Here is an 18,117-nt window from a genome sequence, read left to right as displayed (position 1 = left end):
AAACTCCAGCAGATTTATGTGTTGCACTTATGAATTGAACTTAGAACCTCTTTATTTGTAGTAATATTACATAAAATAGATGAATAACATGTTGCATATTAATTTTTTTTTATAAATGGTGCTTTTATTTAAGACTTCTTTGATAATTATAAAAATTAAAATTCTGTAAATCAAATGATTAGTTTTTAGTGTAAATTGGGGGTTATATTTATTTTGTGTATTACATCGAATTTTTGCAATGTTTTTTGTAGGTTTTTTCTTTCTAAAAAATTACATTTCGGTGTATTTAAATTATTTTTGCTAAAAGAAGTATTCTATGATGTTGTTGAAAACCCATATTAAAATATACTGTTATTAGTCAACTTACAGAAATACCTCATGAAATTGAAATTGCCAAACTGGTTTTTAAAAATGATATGTAGTTTTTCAGTAATAAGTTGTATAGCTGCAATACAAAACATTATAAAAACATCCTCAAGTGATAAAACAGGCGGGGCTTTTATGTTTACAATATTATTCGCAATACCTTATTTATGGATTTTTAATACTTTATCATTACTTTGGTCAATATCTGTATTCTTGTTGTTCTTCGTTATCATAGCCTTTACTCTTGCACGAAATGTGGATGACAATGATAACACCAGCCAATAATAAACGGGAATATATCGGGAAATAGTAAATAAAAAAACCGCTTAACTCTTATTTATCAAGTGATAAGCGGTTTTACATTGTGGAGAAGATGGGAGTCGAACCCACGACCTCTTGCATGCCATGCAAGCGCTCTAGCCAGCTGAGCTACATCCCCAAGAGTTCGGGAGCAAATATACAGTAAAATATTTCCAAAAAGCAAATATCAAAAAACAAAACTTTAAAAAAACGCCTTTCAGGGCTATATTTGCGGAACAAACCTAATAAACATTGCTATGAGCACCACCGGCAGGCCTAACGGCTCTTTATATACTAAAATTGAGAACAAAATTGCAACAGTAGAATTTGGCCACCCGGCCGGCAACTCGTTCCCGGGTGAGCTATTGCAGCGCCTCACACAGGAACTAAACCTGCTTAGTAATAACCATGATGTAAACATAATTATACTAAAAAGCGAAGGCGAAGGCGCTTTTTGTGCCGGCGCATCATTTGATGAGCTGCTCGCGGTAGACGATTATGAAAAAGGTGCGGTATTTTTTGGCGGCTTTGCCGGTGTTATTAATGCCATGCGCAATTGTTCCAAACTTATCATTGGCCGAATTCACGGTAAAGCGGTTGGCGGTGGTGTGGGCATTGCTGCCGCATGCGATTATGCCCTTGCGACTGTTGGCAGCGCCATTAAATTATCAGAATTTACCATTGGTATTGGCCCGTTTGTTATTGCACCTGCGGTAGAGCGCAAAATGGGGAAAGCAGCCCTGGCTGAAATGACCCTGGCTGCCCACGAATGGAAAAACGCCTATTGGGCACAGGAACGCGGATTGTATGCCAAAGTATTTGAAACGGTTGCTGAACTGGACAAGGAAATGGACGTCTTCACATCAAAACTTGCCTCTTACAATCCGGAAGCGCTAAATGCTATGAAAAAAGTGCTTTGGGAAGGTACAGCGCACTGGGATAAACTGCTTACCGAAAGGGCCGGAATTTCGGGCAGGCTTGTATTATCCGACTTTACTAAAAAGGCATTAAGCCAGTTTAAAAAATAGCCTCTCCACGTGATTTTAGCCAGCCTGTAATGCTAAGGCGCTCTTTCTTTACAGGCTTTACCTCATGCTCCAGCACACGGCTTTCAAATATAACCATCCTGCCCTGCAGCGGGTACACCTTTTCTTCCCTTTCAGTGCCGTTTTCATTTATGTAGATGGATAACTCACCACCATATTCCGGCTTCCAGTCCTCATCATTCAGGTAGCAAACCATCGAGAGCTTCCTGCGGCTGTCATTCTGGAACGTGTCCAGGTGGCGCTTGTAAAATGTCCCTTCGGGGTACACGGCATAATGAAATTCCTTATCCGCAATTCCCATAAAGCAGGTGCGGTTCAGGTAATCGGTAAAATCATTTATCTTATTAAAAAACCGCTTCTCGGCTTCATCGGCATTCGGTTCATTCAGCCATAAAATAAAGTCGCCCCTTACGGCATCCACAATTTTTTCACCGGCCTTATTCCCTATAGCCGATTTTTTAAAGCCTTTATCATTGTATTTACTGATAAGGCTCCGGCGCAGTGCCGCCACTTCTTCCGCGGTAAAAAAACCATCCGCAATGCTGTACTGCCGCGCCATAAGGTCATCAATAACCTTTTCATAAGCCGGGTTAAGGGTAAAATCGTCCATAAGCGCAAAGATACGCCCAAACCTGTTTGTGTGCAATAATTTGTACCTTTGCTGCCTTAACAGGATACCATGAGCACCATAAGGATCACCAAACAGTTTAGTTTTGAAACCGGCCATGCCCTTTATGGCTACGACGGCAAATGCAAAAACGTGCACGGCCACAGCTATAAGCTGTCGGTTACCGTGATAGGCACACCCATAACCGATACCGACAACGTAAAATATGGCATGGTGATAGACTTTGGCGACCTGAAAAACATAGTGAAACAGCACATCGTGGACGTTTTTGACCACGCTACCGTATTTAATAAAAATACACCGCATGTAGAACTGGCCAACGAGCTGCGCGAACGGGGCCATGATGTAATTTTGGTAGATTACCAGCCCACCAGCGAAAACATGGTAATTGACTTTGCCGAAAAGATAAAGCGCCACCTGCCTCCTTCTATACAGCTGCATTCCCTAAGGCTGCAGGAAACCGAAACCTCCTATGCCGAGTGGTACCAAAGCGATAATTAGGGCGTGCCCCGCCGAGGCTACACCCACCGCAGGGCCGGGCTATCCGCTATATCCCTCCACTGCGTTGCGGGGATGCCGCTCCTATCCCTCACGCGTAGAAAACGGTAACGTTACGGATTGTTGATAAATTACCGCTTAGTGGTTTTTAGCTTGGCGAAGGTGGGGATTTTTAGCACAAAAGTCCAATAGAAATCCTACTGTTGAACCTTGCACAAATGCCCAATCGAAGCCGTTTAGCTCCGCTTTTGGCAATACCTTGTTATCGGTAGTGGCTATTTTCAGTCGCTTTGTTTAGCGTTGGCTTGGTGACTCTTTTGCAATTTTGGATTTGTGCAGCTGGGGAAAATACAAATGGGCTACCAAATGCGTGGGCTATATGTCTTTTATGATGTTTAAAAAGTCTTCCAATTTATATGCTCCCTCAACTGTCCGTCTTTCGTAAACCATGAAGTAACGATAATTATTTCCTGCTTTACCTGCCCAAAGTCTGCCAAGTCTTATTTTTTGTTCTGCGTCTAAATGGTCGCCTTTGGTTTCCAGTAAAATTGTCTTGCCGCTTTTTGTCTGTATGATAAAGTCGGGATAATGATTTACAAATCCGTTAATTCTAAACCCTTTTCGTTCTATGTTCCTTGTCCAGAAAGCGATGTTTGTCATGTTACCAATTTCATTGATGACACGTTCTTCAAAACCGTTCATACTTCCTTCTTTCTCGTAAAGCGATTTGGTAATGTCTTTTGCAGTGTCACCAGGCGAAATGCTTTTTGGTAGCATGAACGATGGCTTGATAAACACTTTGTCGGTGTCTAAAAAGTCTTTGAACTTCTTCTCGGCAAACTGTTCTGAGAGGGCAATTATCTTGAATTTGATTTTGTCTTTGTATGTGTATTCATTAGCTGCCAAGTCGCTAAATTGCTCGTCTTTAAAATCTTCTAAAATTCGGTTGATATATTTTTCAATTTCCTTGTCAGGGATTGGAAACATATTCCCGATTAAGTCCATCAGCCGCTTAGTGAAATTCTTTACCCGGCTGTCTTTGCGTGATGGGTCGAGAATGTAAGTCATTACGCTTTCTTTCACTTCTCCATCAAGCCTTACAAATGTTGGTGTATGTTCTTTTTTGGTTTCGTCTAAGTCAACTTTGTAGAGTTCAGAAGTAATGCTGTCAAACGCAATGTTGGTGTCGGCTTTGCTCAATGCAAAACCTTCTAAAAGGTTTTCCTTTTCTAAAGGCAATTCTTCTTCTTTCTTGCCAAACAAATCGTTGGCAGGAACTTTTAAATAAAACTGTGGCAAATTGATTTGCTCTGCCTGTTCTCTGAAAATATCTTTAATAGGGTATGTTTTCACCAGTTGTTGTATTTCGTTTGGCAATGCTGTTGTATGGTTGGCTTCCATTTCGGAAACCGTTTTTTCAAAGGCTTCATTTTGTTCAATGGCAGTTTTTTCAATCTCTGAAACAGCCTCACCCCAGCCCTCTCCAAAGGAGAGGGAGTTTGGTGTTTCTGATGGTGTGGAAATTCGGGTTGTGTCAATGTCTGAAGTAATGTCTTCTGTTGATGTTCCGGTGGTTGGGAAAACAGTAAGTTGTTGTAAAGGGTCTTGCTTTTTAGCTTCTTCCATCATAGCAGGGTCAGCCAATTTATAATCCTTATCACTGAAACCTGCTTTATTCAATCCTTTTACAATGTTGTCTAATGTGTCAAGGAATTTAGATGAAGCCGTCAAAACATAACTCAAATTAAGTAGTGGAAAATTATGTTTCATCACATATGGCTGACGTAACACCCTGCCTAAAATTTGTTCTACATCTACTGCCGAACTTTTGTCTGCCAAAGATGCCAAGATGTAAGCAAACGGACAGTCCCAACCTTCTTTTAATGCGTTTATGGTAATGATGTAGCGGACTTCACAGTCTTTGCTCATCAAGTCAATGCCTTTTATTTCGTTGATGTTTGCCGTTTTGATTTTGATTTGTTCGGCAGGAATTTTTAACTCAATGAGTTTTTCTTTCAGCTTCTGGACGTTTGATTTTTCTTCTTCTTCGTTCAAAAAGGCTGCACCATTTTTTGGTTGTGCCTGAAACAACACAATAGGGCGAATGTATTTTCCGCCTTTCTTTTCTTCTTCAATGGCTTGCAGTTCCAAGCGCTTTTGAAGTTGCAAAGCTGAATTGATAACTTCTGTTTTGTCCTGATGATTGTAAACTATAACAGGCAGTTTCACCATGTTTTCCTTTTTCAATTCCAAAGCATCAATAAAACTGATGATGTTGCTGTTTTTGCGTGGTGTCGCTGTAAGGTCAAGAATGAAACAAGGGTTAAACTCTTTGAGCATATCTACACTCAAATCCGTTTCAGCATTGTGGCTTTCGTCCACCACAATCATTGGGTTTAAGTATTGCATTACTTTCATCAAAGAAATTTCTTCGTCTTTGCCAAGTAATGCTTCAAAGGATTGCAACGAGCCGTTTTGCTCAAATACTTTTCTGCCTTCTTTGTTGGCGGTGCGGATGCTGTCAAAACTCAAAACAAAAATGTTCAACTGCTCTTTTACCGAAGTGGCGTTAAATCCGCTTCCCTGCAACAGTTCTGCTTTGTCAAATACTTCTACTTTGTTGCCAAAATGCGAATTGATTTTTTGGCGGTAAGGGTGGTTGGTGTCTTTTAGGTTTTTAATGGTTTGGTCTAAAATGGTAATGGACGGAACCAACCAAACAACTGCTTTGGGTTTGTCGTAAGCAAAGGCATCAAAAATGGTTTTAATGGCATTGCAGGCAATAAAGGTTTTACCACCTGCTGTTGGCACTTTTACACAAATGTGCGGAACACGGGGAACATTGTTTTTGTAGGGTTCAATGGCTGTGCCTGAATACGGGAACAAAGGCGTCCTTGGGTGCTGTGCCCAAAAATTATAAAAAGCGTCTTTCACGTCTTTGGTTTCCTGTATGTTTTCCAAAAACAATGCAAGGTCGTTGATTACTTGTTGTTGATATGGTTTTAGTTCCATTTACGATTTTTTAATTTATTGATTTACGATTTTCGTTCTTTCTTGCCGTCTTTATGGAAGCTACTACGATGGAAACGATTTCGTTTACTTCTTTCTTAATTGTTTCAATTCTGCTTGAATTAATGAGATTACTTTCTTCCAAAACTTCCAACCAATACTGAGTTTCGTCAGCCTCTTCTTCCACAATTTTCAATTTATTGATAACGTCTGCTGATGATTTTGCCCGACAAGCTGCCCAATAATTTCACCAATTGACCTTGAACTTCTTATCATTTGCTTGGCAATAGCCCAGGCCGTTGGTTTATTAGGCAATTCATCAACAAGTTTAATGACTTCTAATCCGATCATTTTTGTCCTTATTTTTAATTGTTCAACCATATCCGTCAATCTTTCAATCGAAATTCGTCAATGAATTTGGAAGCATAAGCAAGAATGGTATGGATTTTTCATATTCCAGTTTCTCATAGAAAAGCCCCAACCTGGCGAGGTTTCTGTAATAATCATTTACATGTTTGTAATAATACTTCTCGGATTTTATGTACCAGGCTCGTTCACCTAGCTTTTCTGCTAAAAACCATTTTTCCAATAGTCGTGAAATTCTACCATTACTATCGCCAAAAGGATGAATGTTTACAAATGCCAGATGAATAAAAGCAGCGTAGTAAAATGCTTCTTCAATAGTTAAAGCTTTATTTAATAGCATTTCAATTTCTTTCCATAAAAGATTGTATCTTTCTTTTACGATTGCCGCAGGTGCGGCTTCGTATTGTATCCTGCCTGTTTTATGCTCTAACACAACCATTTCTGATGTGCGAATAACGCCCTGTTGATTTTTTGGTAACAAATGGGCAGCAATAAATAAATGTGCTTGCAAAAAGTTACTTTGTGTAAGTTTATTATCTCTTGCAAAAAGATATGCTTTATACAAATCGTTTGGTTTTTCTGTAAGTTCAGGCAAGTATTCAATATTTAATACCTTATGTTTCACATAGCTATCTACCTCCATTTGTTCGCCTTCAATTTTTGAGGATGACATAACGGAAACAGAGGTATAAAATGTAAAACTGTGTGGCTCCAATTCCATTTTTTGTATGGCAGAAAATTCCTCTTGAATATTTACGTCCAACATGGCTTTCCACTGTTCAAAATACTGAGGTTTTATTAATGCTTCCATTTGTCTGAATTGGGATGGGTTAGATTTTAGGATTATTGGATTTATTATTTGGAATGGTTGCTGGAATTTTATTTTTAGGGTGTCTTAACCTTTTTACTTCCAAACTTTTTGCTCCCAAATTTATGAGTAACCCTTTGTCTAACTTATACGCTGCTAAATAGTTTAACCCTTGCGCTAAATGCACATCTTCCAATCCTACAAGAGCTTTCAGTTCTACCAACACTTCTCCTTCTACCAGAAAGTCAACCCTTCTTGTACCTATTTCTTCTCCTTCATAGAAAATAGGCATTTCCAGCTCTCTTGAGAAGTCAATCCCTGTCTTTCTCAATTCAATAGCCAATGCCCGTTGATAAATTACCTCTTGGAAACCATTCCCTAATGTTGAATGCACTTTCATAGCACATCCAATTATTTTGTAAGTAAGTTCATCTTCAATTTTTTCTTTTTCATTCTCCATATTTCAATCCTTTAATTCGTTATTCCAATAAATCTCAATTCCGACAATTAAAATCTAGTTATATCCCGTGGTATCTTTTTGAAAATGATATTGTGCTTCGTCATGAAATCCTTTGTGAGCAAACAGTTGTCAGCATAAATCACATACTGCCCGGCTTTGGTTTTCATTGTGGCTAAAAAAGCATGATCTAAGGTGGTAATGCCATTAGCATCATAGTGAAAATAATAAGCCGTTTCGTTTGCTACACCTAAAAAGGATTCATGACCATCATTTAATCTTGAAAATCCTGGTTCAGACAGTGGCGTTTTTGTTTCGGTATAATAAACATATTGGCGAATTTTCTCCACGCCTACCATTTCATTCAAATTACCATCTTCTAAAAATAGGGGTTGCCCCAACTCATAAAAATCAAAACTTCCGCCTGTGCCTTCGGTTTTCTTATTTCCTTCACCAAACCCATTTATCGCTCTTTTTATTCTCTCAGAAGTAACAGCTTCAACATAATCTTCCATTTCTACGATTATGAATTTGCGATTGCCGTTATCTTGCTTGTTTAAGTTTAATATTGCGTGAGCTGTTGTTCCTGAACCTGCAAACGAGTCTAAAATTATGCTGTCTCTATCAGTAGCGATTTTTAAAATCTTATCAATAAATTTTATTGGCTTGGGAGTTTTGAATATTTCAGAAGTCTTGAGTTCGTTGAATATTTTTATCAATTCATACTTTGCATTTCTATTATGCCCAGTTTCTTCAACATCCCACCAAATGTTTGATGGAACAATACCAGACTGGTCTTTTAGATAGGTTTTTTTAATAATTCTTGTTTCGTCTTCAGAATAAATAATCTCTCCACGTTCAATCATTTCATCAATTCGTTCTTTTTTCCAACGCCAACCATTCTTTGGAGGTTTGATAATGGTTCCATTTGGCGATATAATATCAAAAGTCAAATTAGGTCTTGGGTTAGGCGATGATATATTACCAGAAAACCAAGGTCCGTTGGGGTCATTATCAGGATTTTTGTAGTGAAGATTATTTTCTTCGGTTCGGTCTAGTTTATTTGGTTGCCAGCTTAATGCTTTGGAGTAGATTAAAGTATGGTTGTAATCAATGGAAAATTGTTTGGCATCGTTATTTGATGAATCAGCTGAACGCCAAATCAAATCTGTTACAAAATTTCCACCACCAAATATTTCATCACAAATCAATTTGAGATTTGCTTGTTCATTGTCGTCAATTGATATGAATATAACACCATCATTTGATAGTAGTTTTTGAAGCAACTTCAAACGTGGATACATCATACAAAGCCATTTATCGTGTCGGCTTAAATCTTCAAACTCTTTTCCAACTACTTTACCGAGCCACTTTTTAATTTTCGGGTCGTTCACATTGTCGTTATACACCCATCCTTCGTTTCCTGTGTTGTAAGGTGGGTCTATGTAGATACATTTTATGCGTCCTTCGTATTCGGGCAAAAGGGCTTTCAGGGCTTCCAGGTTGTCGCCATGTATAATTTTGTTTCCGCTAGCCCCCTCCAAACCTCCCCCCAAAGGGGAGGCTTCAGTTTGCGTACCATTATCAAAAGTATATTTGTGTTCCAAAACCTTAAACGGCACATCCATATGATGATTGATAACTTTATCTTTTCCTATCCAGTGTAATGTTGGCATCTATTCGCTGTAATCCTTAATTAAACAAATCAATTTTTTGTCTGAACCCATTGCCAATATGAAATGGAATGAGTTTTAAATGCTGCAACCTGCCTATGATAACACCTGCGGGTGTTCTGAATTTATTGGCAAATTCATGTATCATTTCTTCATCTAATGGAGCGGCATTAATTATTTGTTGCAGTTCATTTTCCGTCAATAGTATTTTGGCCGCAAAAGCATTGGCTTCTTCTTCTTTCTCTTGGTCTATTGCTGTTCCTTTTACATTCTCTAAGAAAATGTCTTTTTTACCATGCAAAATGATGTGAGCTGCTTCGTGGAAAAAGGTAAACCAAAAATGGTCGTTGGTCCTAAATCTTCCTGAAAGTTGAATGATGGGTTTGTTGTGAAACCAGCGAGTCGCTCCGCTGATAGGTGCTTTCGGCAAATTTTGGGTAAACACAACTGCCACACCACATTTGGCGCAAATGCTTTGCAATTGTTTCGTGAAATCATCAGGCATCAAAAAAGCCAGTTCTTTAATTTCTGCTAAAGCGTCTTTGAATTTCTTTTTATCAAACTCTGCTATTTCAATTGCTCTGGCTTGAATTTCACCTTTGCGTAACCATGCAGAAATGGCGTGTGGGCTTTGCGTGTGGGCCAAAGAAACTCTAAAAGCAACCGAAACTTCTTCGTCAATGTATATGCGTTCCCATTCATCTGTGCTTGCTACACAAAAGAATTTTAACAGGCTGTCCACCAAAACGTGTTTTTGTCTTGTGTCGGGCAGCCAACCGAATTTTCTCATTTCATTTACAGGAAATGCAGCCAACCAGTCTTTCTTTTTTTCAAGTTCTTCCTGTTGTTGCAATTCATACAACTCTTTTCGGTATGATTTTTCACTGTTCATCCAAAAACTTGCAGGAATGCCTAATACTTTTTCGAGTTGAAAAGCTGTAGGTATGGTCAGCGGCTCTCTTCCTTTTATCAAGTCATTTATTTTTTCTCTGGGCCTTCCCATTCTTTCGGCAAGTTCGGCTTGGCTCATGCCAATAAAATCTATGTGCTCCTGAATTGTATCACCGGGAGGGGAGAGTAAAGATTTTGCTATTTTAAGTGACGTTGCCATGTTTTTTGTTTTATTCTGTTTGTTAATGGTAGTCTTCAATTTCGTTAATCTGGATTTTGGTGACTTCTTCCCAATTCAAACCGCCATCTTCTTCTTTAGGTATCGGGTTGTGGCGTGGCTCAAAAATCATTCGGTAGTTGCCTGAAACGTCAACCGCTAATTCGCCTTTTCGGTCGCCTGTCAGTTCGTGGCATCTCGCTGCCGGAATGGTTCGCATTATTCCTAAATTATCCGCATCTTTTAAATTCTTTAGCCTCTGTTTAATCTTTATTGCTAACTGTCCAAAGGATTTTGCCATCTCCTTTGGGTCGGTTAGTTGCTTTTCGAGTTTTCGGCTTTTGTAACTTATTTCCACTGCAAAGATAAATATTATTAACGAAAAAGGTTAACAACATTAGTTGTTCTTTTTAAACTACCCAAAGAAGCGTTGGCAAAAAACGGCTCTTTGGGTTTGCAAAGGGTCGGCTTGTGTGTCGGGCAAAACCAATGTGCCGTTTGTGCCTGGTCACTTACATTGACCGCTAACACCCCGGCCGATTTGCGAAGTGATTTTTTGCTAATCGCTTTGTTGCCGGGCAGTCCCCAAGGGCTGGGCGGGGCAAATCGCCTGGGGCGTTGCGCGGGAAGCCTGTAGGGATTTCCGCACACCACACAAATATACAAATGTTACTATGTTACTTTTAACAAATCCTTATGAAAACCGCCCACTCCCCTCTCCGCTCCCCCCCGCGTGAGGGATTGCAGCGGAAAGCCCGCAATGCAGCGCAGCGGAATGAGGACTTGCAGCGGAAAGCCCGGCCCGCAGGGACACGCCCAAAAAAAAGAGGTTGTGCAAGGGTTACGTGTGTCCTTATCTGGTTTTAGGTCCTCTTTCTATGTCTGTTAGCCGTATGTTTTATGTTTGGAAGTTGTCGCAACACCCAGCCTGACGCACAAACGTGTGTTGCCGGCCGGGCGCTTCTATCTTTGCTTGTTATTTTTATCTCTGTCCTCTTTTACCTTTTGTCCGCAGTAAGGGCAAACGACCCAGAGTTTTTCAAGTTGGCTAAAACAACTGTCACAAGTAATCACTTTGTCAACAACAGCTTTTATTGGCAAAGTCGTCCTAACTGTAAATGCTTCAGGTATTTCTTTTAAAAAACTGGATTCGTTTCCTTTTTCAGTGATCAAAAAAAGTTTGTCTTTGGCTCTTGTAATTGCCACATAAAACAATCTTCTTTCTTCTTCCATCAGTAAATCGTGATTTGCTTTTTTGATTACCTGAAAAATCCTGTCCTCAAGCCAAATGTCCGGGAATCCGCCACTTCCTTCTGTAAGCCCAATGATAAATACAACTTTTGCTTCAAGCCCTTTGGAAGCATGGATAGTTTTACCTTGAACACGGATTCCTTCATTTTTAAATCTGTAGAAATAGGGTGAATACATTTTATTTCTTCTGTAAAGGAATAAAATGTCATCATTGCTAATCCCGTCTTCGAGCAATTCTCTTACTTTGTCAAGACAGAACTGTATATTTTCCTGTTCGCTATTACCCGAGTAAACAACAATTTTATGTTCGGATTTCTTGGATGCCTGAACGTCTTTGTCAACTTTAAATTTATTGTTCTTTATTACCTCGTTACTTGCCCCAACTATACTTTGGGTGCTACGATAGTTCAGGTTTAGTTTGATTGTCCTTGCGTTTGTAAAATGATTTTCAAATTCAACAATGTAACTCACATTAGAACCCCGGAAACCATATATGCTCTGCCAGTCGTCACCCACACAAAACAACTGTGTTTTATCCGTTAATAACAACTTTATTAACTCTACTTGCAGATTGTTTACGTCCTGAAATTCGTCAACGAGAATGTATTCATATTTATTCCTGTATTTGGTTGCAATGTCTTCGTGATTTTGAAAAAGTGAGGTGCTTCTTGAAATCAAATCATTGAAATCAAGGTACGATTTGTCAGTGCAATAATGAATATATTTTTTAACGATTGGGATTGCAAGTTCATAAAAGTGCCGAACTCTTTCATGTTGGTCTTTACAGGCATGTTCCAAGACCAGATTGATATCAATGTTTTCAACCTTAATCATGTCGGTAATTCGCATGATTTGCAGGACGAAATCTTTTACATCTTCCTGGTAGCCGTGAAATTCTTCCTTGAAGTTGAGCAGTATAGTCTTATGATAATTGGAGGGCAGTCTGTTTTTTACAATTTTGTCTAATGTATGATTAAACAGCGCTGAATCCCTTGTCATACTGTCAAAGGTCTTTACGAGCAGCAAATTGCCTTTTTGAAACTGTTCTTCTTTGTCTTTTGTTGAGAAACTTTTGTCGCTGATATGTTCAATGTAAAGGTTTGCATCCGGAATATAAAAGTCGGGGTGAAATGAAAAGTCTTTAACGTTCAAAAGGGGTTCATATTCATATTTTATACTGTGCCTGTAAAACCAGTCTGCAATGAATTGTTCCGACTTGGAACGAACTTTTGTCCCATCAAGCGTTGTAAAGTATTTGCCGTCCTTAGGAAGAAGCTTTGGGTCTGCTTTTTTTAAGTGGATTTTATCAATTATGTAGTCGAGGATATACCGTTTTAGTTGCAGTAAGTAGTCCGTGTCCTCACATTGCTCTATTAAGAGTTTATGAATTACCTCAAAGACTGTCTCAGGAGCAACATGTTTTGAGAGTTCATCTTCTTCCACTTTTTTCTCATCTCCGATTATCCTGAATTTGTTATCAAACTCGTTGACTCCGTAGTTCCTTAGAATGCTATAGCAAAAAGAATGAAATGTTTTTACTGTTAAGCCATCTATCCATTTGTATTTTTTTTGTTGAAGGTACCTTTCCCTGTCTCTTTCCGGTTTACTTATTTTCTTGTCAAACAATAGCTTTTCGTAGTCTCCGGTATGGTCGGCTGAAATGATTAAACGGTCAATCATTTCATTTGTCGCATTTTTAGTGAATGTGATTGCTAAAATGCTTGAAGGGCTAACGCCTTTTTCTTCTATGAGATAAATTAGCTTTTGTAAAAGTGTTTTTGTCTTGCCAGAACCGGCACCAGCTAAAACTAAAAGGCGTTTGTCTTCACTCACAACAGCTTCATGCTGCCTGTCATTTAATGCACTTAAATTGGTTTTAACTGAATTTTCCAAAATATCAATCTTTATGTGTCAAATATCTTAATTATTTCTTTCAAAATCAGCACGATTTTCACCCTATGCTTTGGTTTTCCATTATTGGTACTGTAGATTGGTAATTTCAAGGTTTGTCAAACGGTCAAGGGCAAAACTCTTTATGTTGTTGCCCTTACTATCTTTTGCCATGATATACCAACGGTTCTTAAACTCCTTTAAGGCATGCGGTTCTACAAAACGCTGGCTTACTTCTTCTTCCTAAAATTTCTGATACGTGAATTTGATTTGAAGTCTGTTTTTGATAGCATGAAGCAAACCATATAAATTCTCTGTTCCTTGTGGCCTGCGTTTTTCTAAATGAATAAAAGGCGTCAAGTCTTGTGCAAGGTTTAGGGAATTAAACATTTAACATATACAGTTTGATTTTCTCTGTCTATTGACTGATTTTGAAGCGCTTACTTTCATTTTAGCACAAAAGTTCTTTTGAAAACTGAACGTTCAATTTAGCACTGAACCCGCCATTGAGCCAAACTGCTGTTATAGCCAGTGCTTGATTTTTAGTCATTATTTTGTCTTAGTTGATTTAATTAAATAATAAATCAGTGGTATAAAAATCAGTCCCATTGTCATTGGTAAAAACCAAATTCCAAGTCCTTCTGTTTGTCCGTTTGCGTGTCGAATTGTTTGAAAAGCGATAAGTCCGAAAATGATAACAATAATTACTTTTAAATATCTAATTAGTCTTGTCGCATTCGTATATTGTCTTAACGCGTTATCTGCCGTTATTTCTGCCGGATAATTAAAAATGTGTGGAAACTTGTTCAAAATCGTTAGCCCGACAAACAGAACAGTCGCAACTATTGGTAAAGTCAAAATCATCCATTTGTCGCCAAATCCGTCTGCTACACCAGCTCCGTTGTAGTGTGTCGGAATTATATCGGGTAAACTTTGGTAGTTTATAATAGTCAAAATCCAAACTGCAAAAATTAAAAGCCAGCCAATAATTTCAACTGTCTTGTCGGCTTCAGTGTGTTCTAATTTTAATTTTGGTCTTTCTTTCATTTTCGTTTAATTTACTCCTTGTCGTTTTTTGGCATTGGCTATAACGCCCCAGGCGATTGGCGAAGTGATTTGCATTTTGCAAATCGCTTGTTGCCGGACAGCCCTCCGGGACTGTCCGGGGCAAATCGCCTGGGGCATTGTGCGGGAAGCCCATAGGGATTTCCGTATAACGGGATTCACCTATACGCAGGCAGGGATTATTACCACTGATCTTCCTACGAAGAACTGAACTTTAAATTTACCTCTTTCCTGTCCTACGAAGCACGAAACCCCTGCTTGCGTATAGGTGATGTTGTGCGTTCGGTGTTCTTTGTCGTCCGCTTGTTTGTCGGTCGTTTTGGTCGTGCGGTTGGGCAGACACACGCTGCCGCCAAGCTTTGGTTTGAGCGTTGGCTTGTGCGACTTGGCAATGTGTGGGGCTGTGAAGCGTTGATTTTATTTCTATTTTGTTATAAAGCATTGAATAGTCCTTTTCTTTCTTTTAGTTTATTTAATTCTATTGCCTTGATACTTGTCAAGTCAGATTTATATTTCACTTCTGAAACATTGTTTGGAATATGAACTTCCTCTATTTTATCAATGTCCTGATGTCTGTAAAAACGTAATGACCGTTGAGCAATGTCATAATCGAATTTTATGCCAATGGAATGTTCCAATGAACTTCCAAGCGTTCTAAAAACAATTGTGTTTAGCTTTTCAACTGTATCAAAGTCGTAATCTATCTTCTCAAAAATTCTGTCAATTAAATACTGAATGCTATTCCCTGAATTGTGTTGTTTTAAAAAAACCGAAGCGATTAAAACTTGCGTGTCAGACGGAGGGTTTAACTGTTCCGCTGAGAAAATATGTTTTCTCTCAAAGTTCGAACTGCTCTTAACTTCAATTCTTTCAGTTCCTGCGTTAAAATCAAATTTCTCCTCTGGTATGTTATGCCAATAATTTATGAGTTCATTTGGATTGGTTGAATTTTCAATTAAAAATAACTCAGCCCAAAGACCGTTTACTGTATTTGTTGGAGAATCTGTCAAGGTTTTAAACACTTCAACAAACTTTTTGAGCGAATCAATTACTTGTTGTTGTGTTGGATTTTGACCAACTGTTTTTACGAGAGATTCAGAAATTCTTAAAAAGTATTCCTGCAAGTTTCTGTCGTTGCAACGGAATGTAATAACTGTAAATGTTTGAAATTTGAAGGAATCATTCTCATAAATTTTACATTCAAGGTTTTGTTCAAGTTGCAAATATTTTAAGCGAAAATTCTTCAGACTTAAATCCTTGATTCTCTTCGATACAGAAAGTAATAAAACTGCATTTCCTTCAAAGTCAATTGCCACCCGAAAATTTGGGTATTCGGGGATTGGAATTGCATTGAAAACCTTGCTATCATTTTTAGGCAAGTTCAGAGAATCGTATAGGTCAATTAAATTCATACTTTCCTTATTAAATCAACTCCCATATGTTCAGGAATCCAAATTGCTAGGGTTGGCACGTTTTGAAAATCGGTATCTCTCAAATTCAAAAGGTGAATTTGAATTGTTAAAAGATTTTCATCCTTAATTTCTGAATCACCTGGGTAAATTACTTCTCCTGTTCTCGGGTTACGACCTTGAAATAGCTGTTGTATTTCATCATTTCGATTTAATCTACGAGTTCTTGGTGTCCAATTATAATAGGAATTTGTACTCATCAAGTAAACCAAACATTCTTCTTCTGAATGTTTCTCAATATATCCTTTTAAAATTCCTCTAAGGCTTGAGTATGTTGCAGAATCGCTTTCTCTTGTATAACGAAGATTGTTAAGCAAATGCTCCAAACATTCTTGAATCGTAATTCTTGCAACTAGATGTTTTTGTTCTTCAGTTCTATTTTGATGTCCCTCATCTTGGTTAAACAATCCTGCTCTTGATTGTAGGAAAGTTAAAAGGGCATTTCTATTGGCTTCAATCAATTCATCTGTGTCGTGTGGTGCGTTAATTCTAAACCAATCATTGCCAAATGTATCTCTATCTAAATCGTCATAGATGATGTTTCGTCTAGTTAGGTTTAACATTTGATTAAGCACTGCCACTCTGTCTAAATCGTTTAGGTGTCTATCATTCAAATGGAATTCTAAAAGTCTATTTCTTACATCTTCTTCGTGCTCTACGATAAAATTGTATGCATCAATAGTTACTTGGTCTAAGAATACTCTACAATAGCCTAAGTAACCTCTTTTATATCCAAAAAACCTTGCTCTCTGTTGAATTGTATCAACGTTTCCTGTACCAATATTTCTCGGCATATAAGTTACGGTCAAACCTTCAACCGTAAAGCCTCTATCCATTGATTGTCCGCCTATTAAAATCCAAGAGTAGAAATCATTCCAAGGAATTTGCGGTGTTACTCCATTTCTAGAATTGACTTCAACAATTTGGGTGTATCGCAGAGCGTGAATCAAATCGTTTCCTGTCATCGTTTCAAAACTAGGCAAATCAGAAACAGTCATTTGTAATTGATTATATGAAGTTCTGAACTCGTCAATTAGTTCTCTTCTGTCTTCATCATCATTGCCTGAAAGTAACCTCTGCCAACTATTACAAGTATTTCTTATCCAATTTGTAAATTCGTTATGGTCTCCTTGCAGTCTTGAAGGATGGACAAGCATTGTCCTATTCCTGTGATTATTTTGCATTTCTCCTACAACTACACCCAAAAAGAAAATGCGTAAAGCACTTTTCAAACTCTCTGGAATTTCAAAAAGCGGATTTGTTGGAGTAGGAATTTCATTTGGAGGTATCTCCAAAATAAGGTTTGGATTATTTCTGAAAAAGTCAATTCCTCCCGTGTAATCAAGTCCAGGAGTTAATAGTTTTATGAAATTAGGAGAAAGTCTATCCATTATATTTATGAATAGATTTGCCTGTGGTGTGGCGGTGTATTGTAAAAATGTGTGATGTGGGAAAACATTGCGAAGTGCGTTTATTCTTCGGTAAATAGTTGAAACTTGATTTTCAGTTAAACTTTCTATATCAATATTTTGTCGTGCTGCCCATCTTGCTCTAGTGTTTAGACTTGCTTGGTCTCCTTCATCATCAATTATCAAAGTTGGCACACCTGTAAGGTTTTGCCCCGCAAGAATATTAACCAAGTTATTCAAATGTGATGTGTTCTTCATCACTGTTATCAGCAATGTTCTACACCTTTCTATTGGGAAAGTTGGGTCAGCCCATTGGGCAAGTGTTGTTTCAATTGTTTCAGCTTCTTGATGGCTGTTAGGGTTTTGGAGTAATGTCCACTTTCTGTCAAAGCGAGTGTTTAACCTTAAATCGTCCGCTAATCGTTGTGTTGACTGATTTACAAGATTAGTTGAAACACCTGCAATTACGATTACAATCTGATAGTTGTTATCTCTAGCCAATGCAGTCAGAGTAGTGAAAGAAAGGGTTTTTCCACTTTGGACATAACCAATTACAATTCCTGTTTCATTATTGGTTTGGTCATTAGGATTACCACACACCTGCATAATTCTGTATGTTTCATCCAATATTCTTTCGCCAATTTGATTTAAACTTCTATCAGAATTAGTAAAACCTTTCCTTCGCAAAAGTTCAGTAGTTTCATCACCTACAAATGGTTGCCAATCTCCATTATGGTTTTGAGTCTGTATTTCAATTATTTCTGTCATATCTGT

At 38.2% G+C, this 18,117-nt stretch carries 13 protein-coding genes, 1 tRNA gene and 2 pseudogenes; 2 read left to right on the top strand and 14 right to left on the bottom strand.

The features are described 5' to 3' along the window. Nucleotides 1–731 precede the first annotated feature (731 nt). Nucleotides 732–805: transfer RNA gene (locus CHU92_RS12655), tRNA-Ala, on the bottom strand. Nucleotides 806–923: 118 nt separating this feature from the next. Between CHU92_RS12655 and CHU92_RS12650 the strand changes: the two genes are divergently transcribed. Beyond that, nucleotides 924–1,694, top strand: a complete 771-nt coding sequence (locus CHU92_RS12650) for an enoyl-CoA hydratase/isomerase family protein (RefSeq protein ID WP_094416130.1) — start codon at nucleotides 924–926, stop codon at nucleotides 1,692–1,694. Here the strand turns inward: CHU92_RS12650 and CHU92_RS12645 are convergent. Then, nucleotides 1,684–2,322: a 2OG-Fe(II) oxygenase gene (locus tag CHU92_RS12645; protein ID WP_094416128.1), complete on the bottom strand. Its 639-nt coding sequence runs from the start codon at nucleotides 2,320–2,322 to the stop codon at nucleotides 1,684–1,686. The two genes, CHU92_RS12650 and CHU92_RS12645, sit on opposite strands and share 11 nt — an antisense overlap. A gap of 69 nt (nucleotides 2,323–2,391) precedes the next feature. On the opposite strand from CHU92_RS12645, the gene CHU92_RS12640 reads away from it, so the two are divergent. After that, entirely contained in the window at nucleotides 2,392–2,841 is a 450-nt protein-coding gene (locus tag CHU92_RS12640; protein ID WP_094416126.1) for a 6-pyruvoyl trahydropterin synthase family protein, read from the top strand. Nucleotides 2,842–3,213: 372 nt separating this feature from the next. On the opposite strand, the gene CHU92_RS12635 is transcribed toward CHU92_RS12640, so the two are convergent. The 12 genes and pseudogenes from CHU92_RS12635 to CHU92_RS12580 form a co-directional block, all read right to left on the bottom strand. Next, nucleotides 3,214–5,850, bottom strand: a complete 2,637-nt coding sequence (locus CHU92_RS12635) for a DEAD/DEAH box helicase (protein WP_094416124.1) — start codon at nucleotides 5,848–5,850, stop codon at nucleotides 3,214–3,216. Between the two features lie 10 nt (nucleotides 5,851–5,860). Continuing rightward, nucleotides 5,861–6,198, bottom strand: a pseudogene (locus tag CHU92_RS16155) (four helix bundle protein). A gap of 43 nt (nucleotides 6,199–6,241) precedes the next feature. Further along, complete coding sequence (locus CHU92_RS12625; RefSeq protein ID WP_094416123.1) at nucleotides 6,242–7,024, bottom strand: Fic family protein; 783 nt, start codon at nucleotides 7,022–7,024, stop codon at nucleotides 6,242–6,244. A gap of 19 nt (nucleotides 7,025–7,043) precedes the next feature. Beyond that, nucleotides 7,044–7,481 carry a GxxExxY protein gene (locus CHU92_RS12620; protein ID WP_094416121.1) on the bottom strand — a complete coding sequence of 146 codons (438 nt, stop codon included), beginning with the start codon at nucleotides 7,479–7,481 and terminating at the stop codon, nucleotides 7,044–7,046. 47 nt (nucleotides 7,482–7,528) lie between these two features. Next, nucleotides 7,529–9,154, bottom strand: a complete 1,626-nt coding sequence (locus tag CHU92_RS12615) for a site-specific DNA-methyltransferase (RefSeq protein ID WP_094416119.1) — start codon at nucleotides 9,152–9,154, stop codon at nucleotides 7,529–7,531. 16 nt (nucleotides 9,155–9,170) lie between these two features. Next, on the bottom strand, nucleotides 9,171–10,262 hold the full coding sequence (locus CHU92_RS12610) for an ImmA/IrrE family metallo-endopeptidase (protein WP_094416132.1): 1,092 nt from the start codon (nucleotides 10,260–10,262) through the stop codon (nucleotides 9,171–9,173). Nucleotides 10,263–10,284: 22 nt separating this feature from the next. Continuing rightward, nucleotides 10,285–10,479: a hypothetical protein gene (locus CHU92_RS16270; RefSeq protein WP_394335756.1), complete on the bottom strand. Its 195-nt coding sequence runs from the start codon at nucleotides 10,477–10,479 to the stop codon at nucleotides 10,285–10,287. Nucleotides 10,480–11,222: 743 nt separating this feature from the next. After that, a complete protein-coding gene (locus CHU92_RS12600) occupies nucleotides 11,223–13,403 on the bottom strand; it encodes an ATP-dependent helicase (protein ID WP_094416115.1) in 2,181 nt (726 codons plus the stop codon). A gap of 81 nt (nucleotides 13,404–13,484) precedes the next feature. Then, nucleotides 13,485–13,628: pseudogene (locus CHU92_RS16265) on the bottom strand (WYL domain-containing protein); the annotation flags it as partial. Nucleotides 13,629–13,949: 321 nt separating this feature from the next. Beyond that, nucleotides 13,950–14,447, bottom strand: coding sequence for a DUF1648 domain-containing protein (locus CHU92_RS12590; RefSeq protein WP_094416111.1), 498 nt, complete (start codon nucleotides 14,445–14,447; stop codon nucleotides 13,950–13,952). A gap of 449 nt (nucleotides 14,448–14,896) precedes the next feature. Continuing rightward, complete coding sequence (locus tag CHU92_RS12585; RefSeq protein WP_094416110.1) at nucleotides 14,897–15,877, bottom strand: PD-(D/E)XK motif protein; 981 nt, start codon at nucleotides 15,875–15,877, stop codon at nucleotides 14,897–14,899. After that, entirely contained in the window at nucleotides 15,874–18,111 is a 2,238-nt protein-coding gene (locus tag CHU92_RS12580) for a Z1 domain-containing protein (RefSeq protein WP_094416108.1), read from the bottom strand. Before CHU92_RS12580 ends, CHU92_RS12585 begins: the two co-directional genes overlap by 4 nt. Nucleotides 18,112–18,117 lie beyond the last annotated feature (6 nt).

Origin of the sequence: Flavobacterium cyanobacteriorum, assembly GCF_002251835.1 — a bacterium.
GTDB lineage: Bacteria > Bacteroidota > Bacteroidia > Flavobacteriales > Flavobacteriaceae > Flavobacterium > Flavobacterium cyanobacteriorum.
Note: the sequence above shows the minus strand (reverse complement) of the source record. Positions and strands in the feature narration are given on the sequence as shown.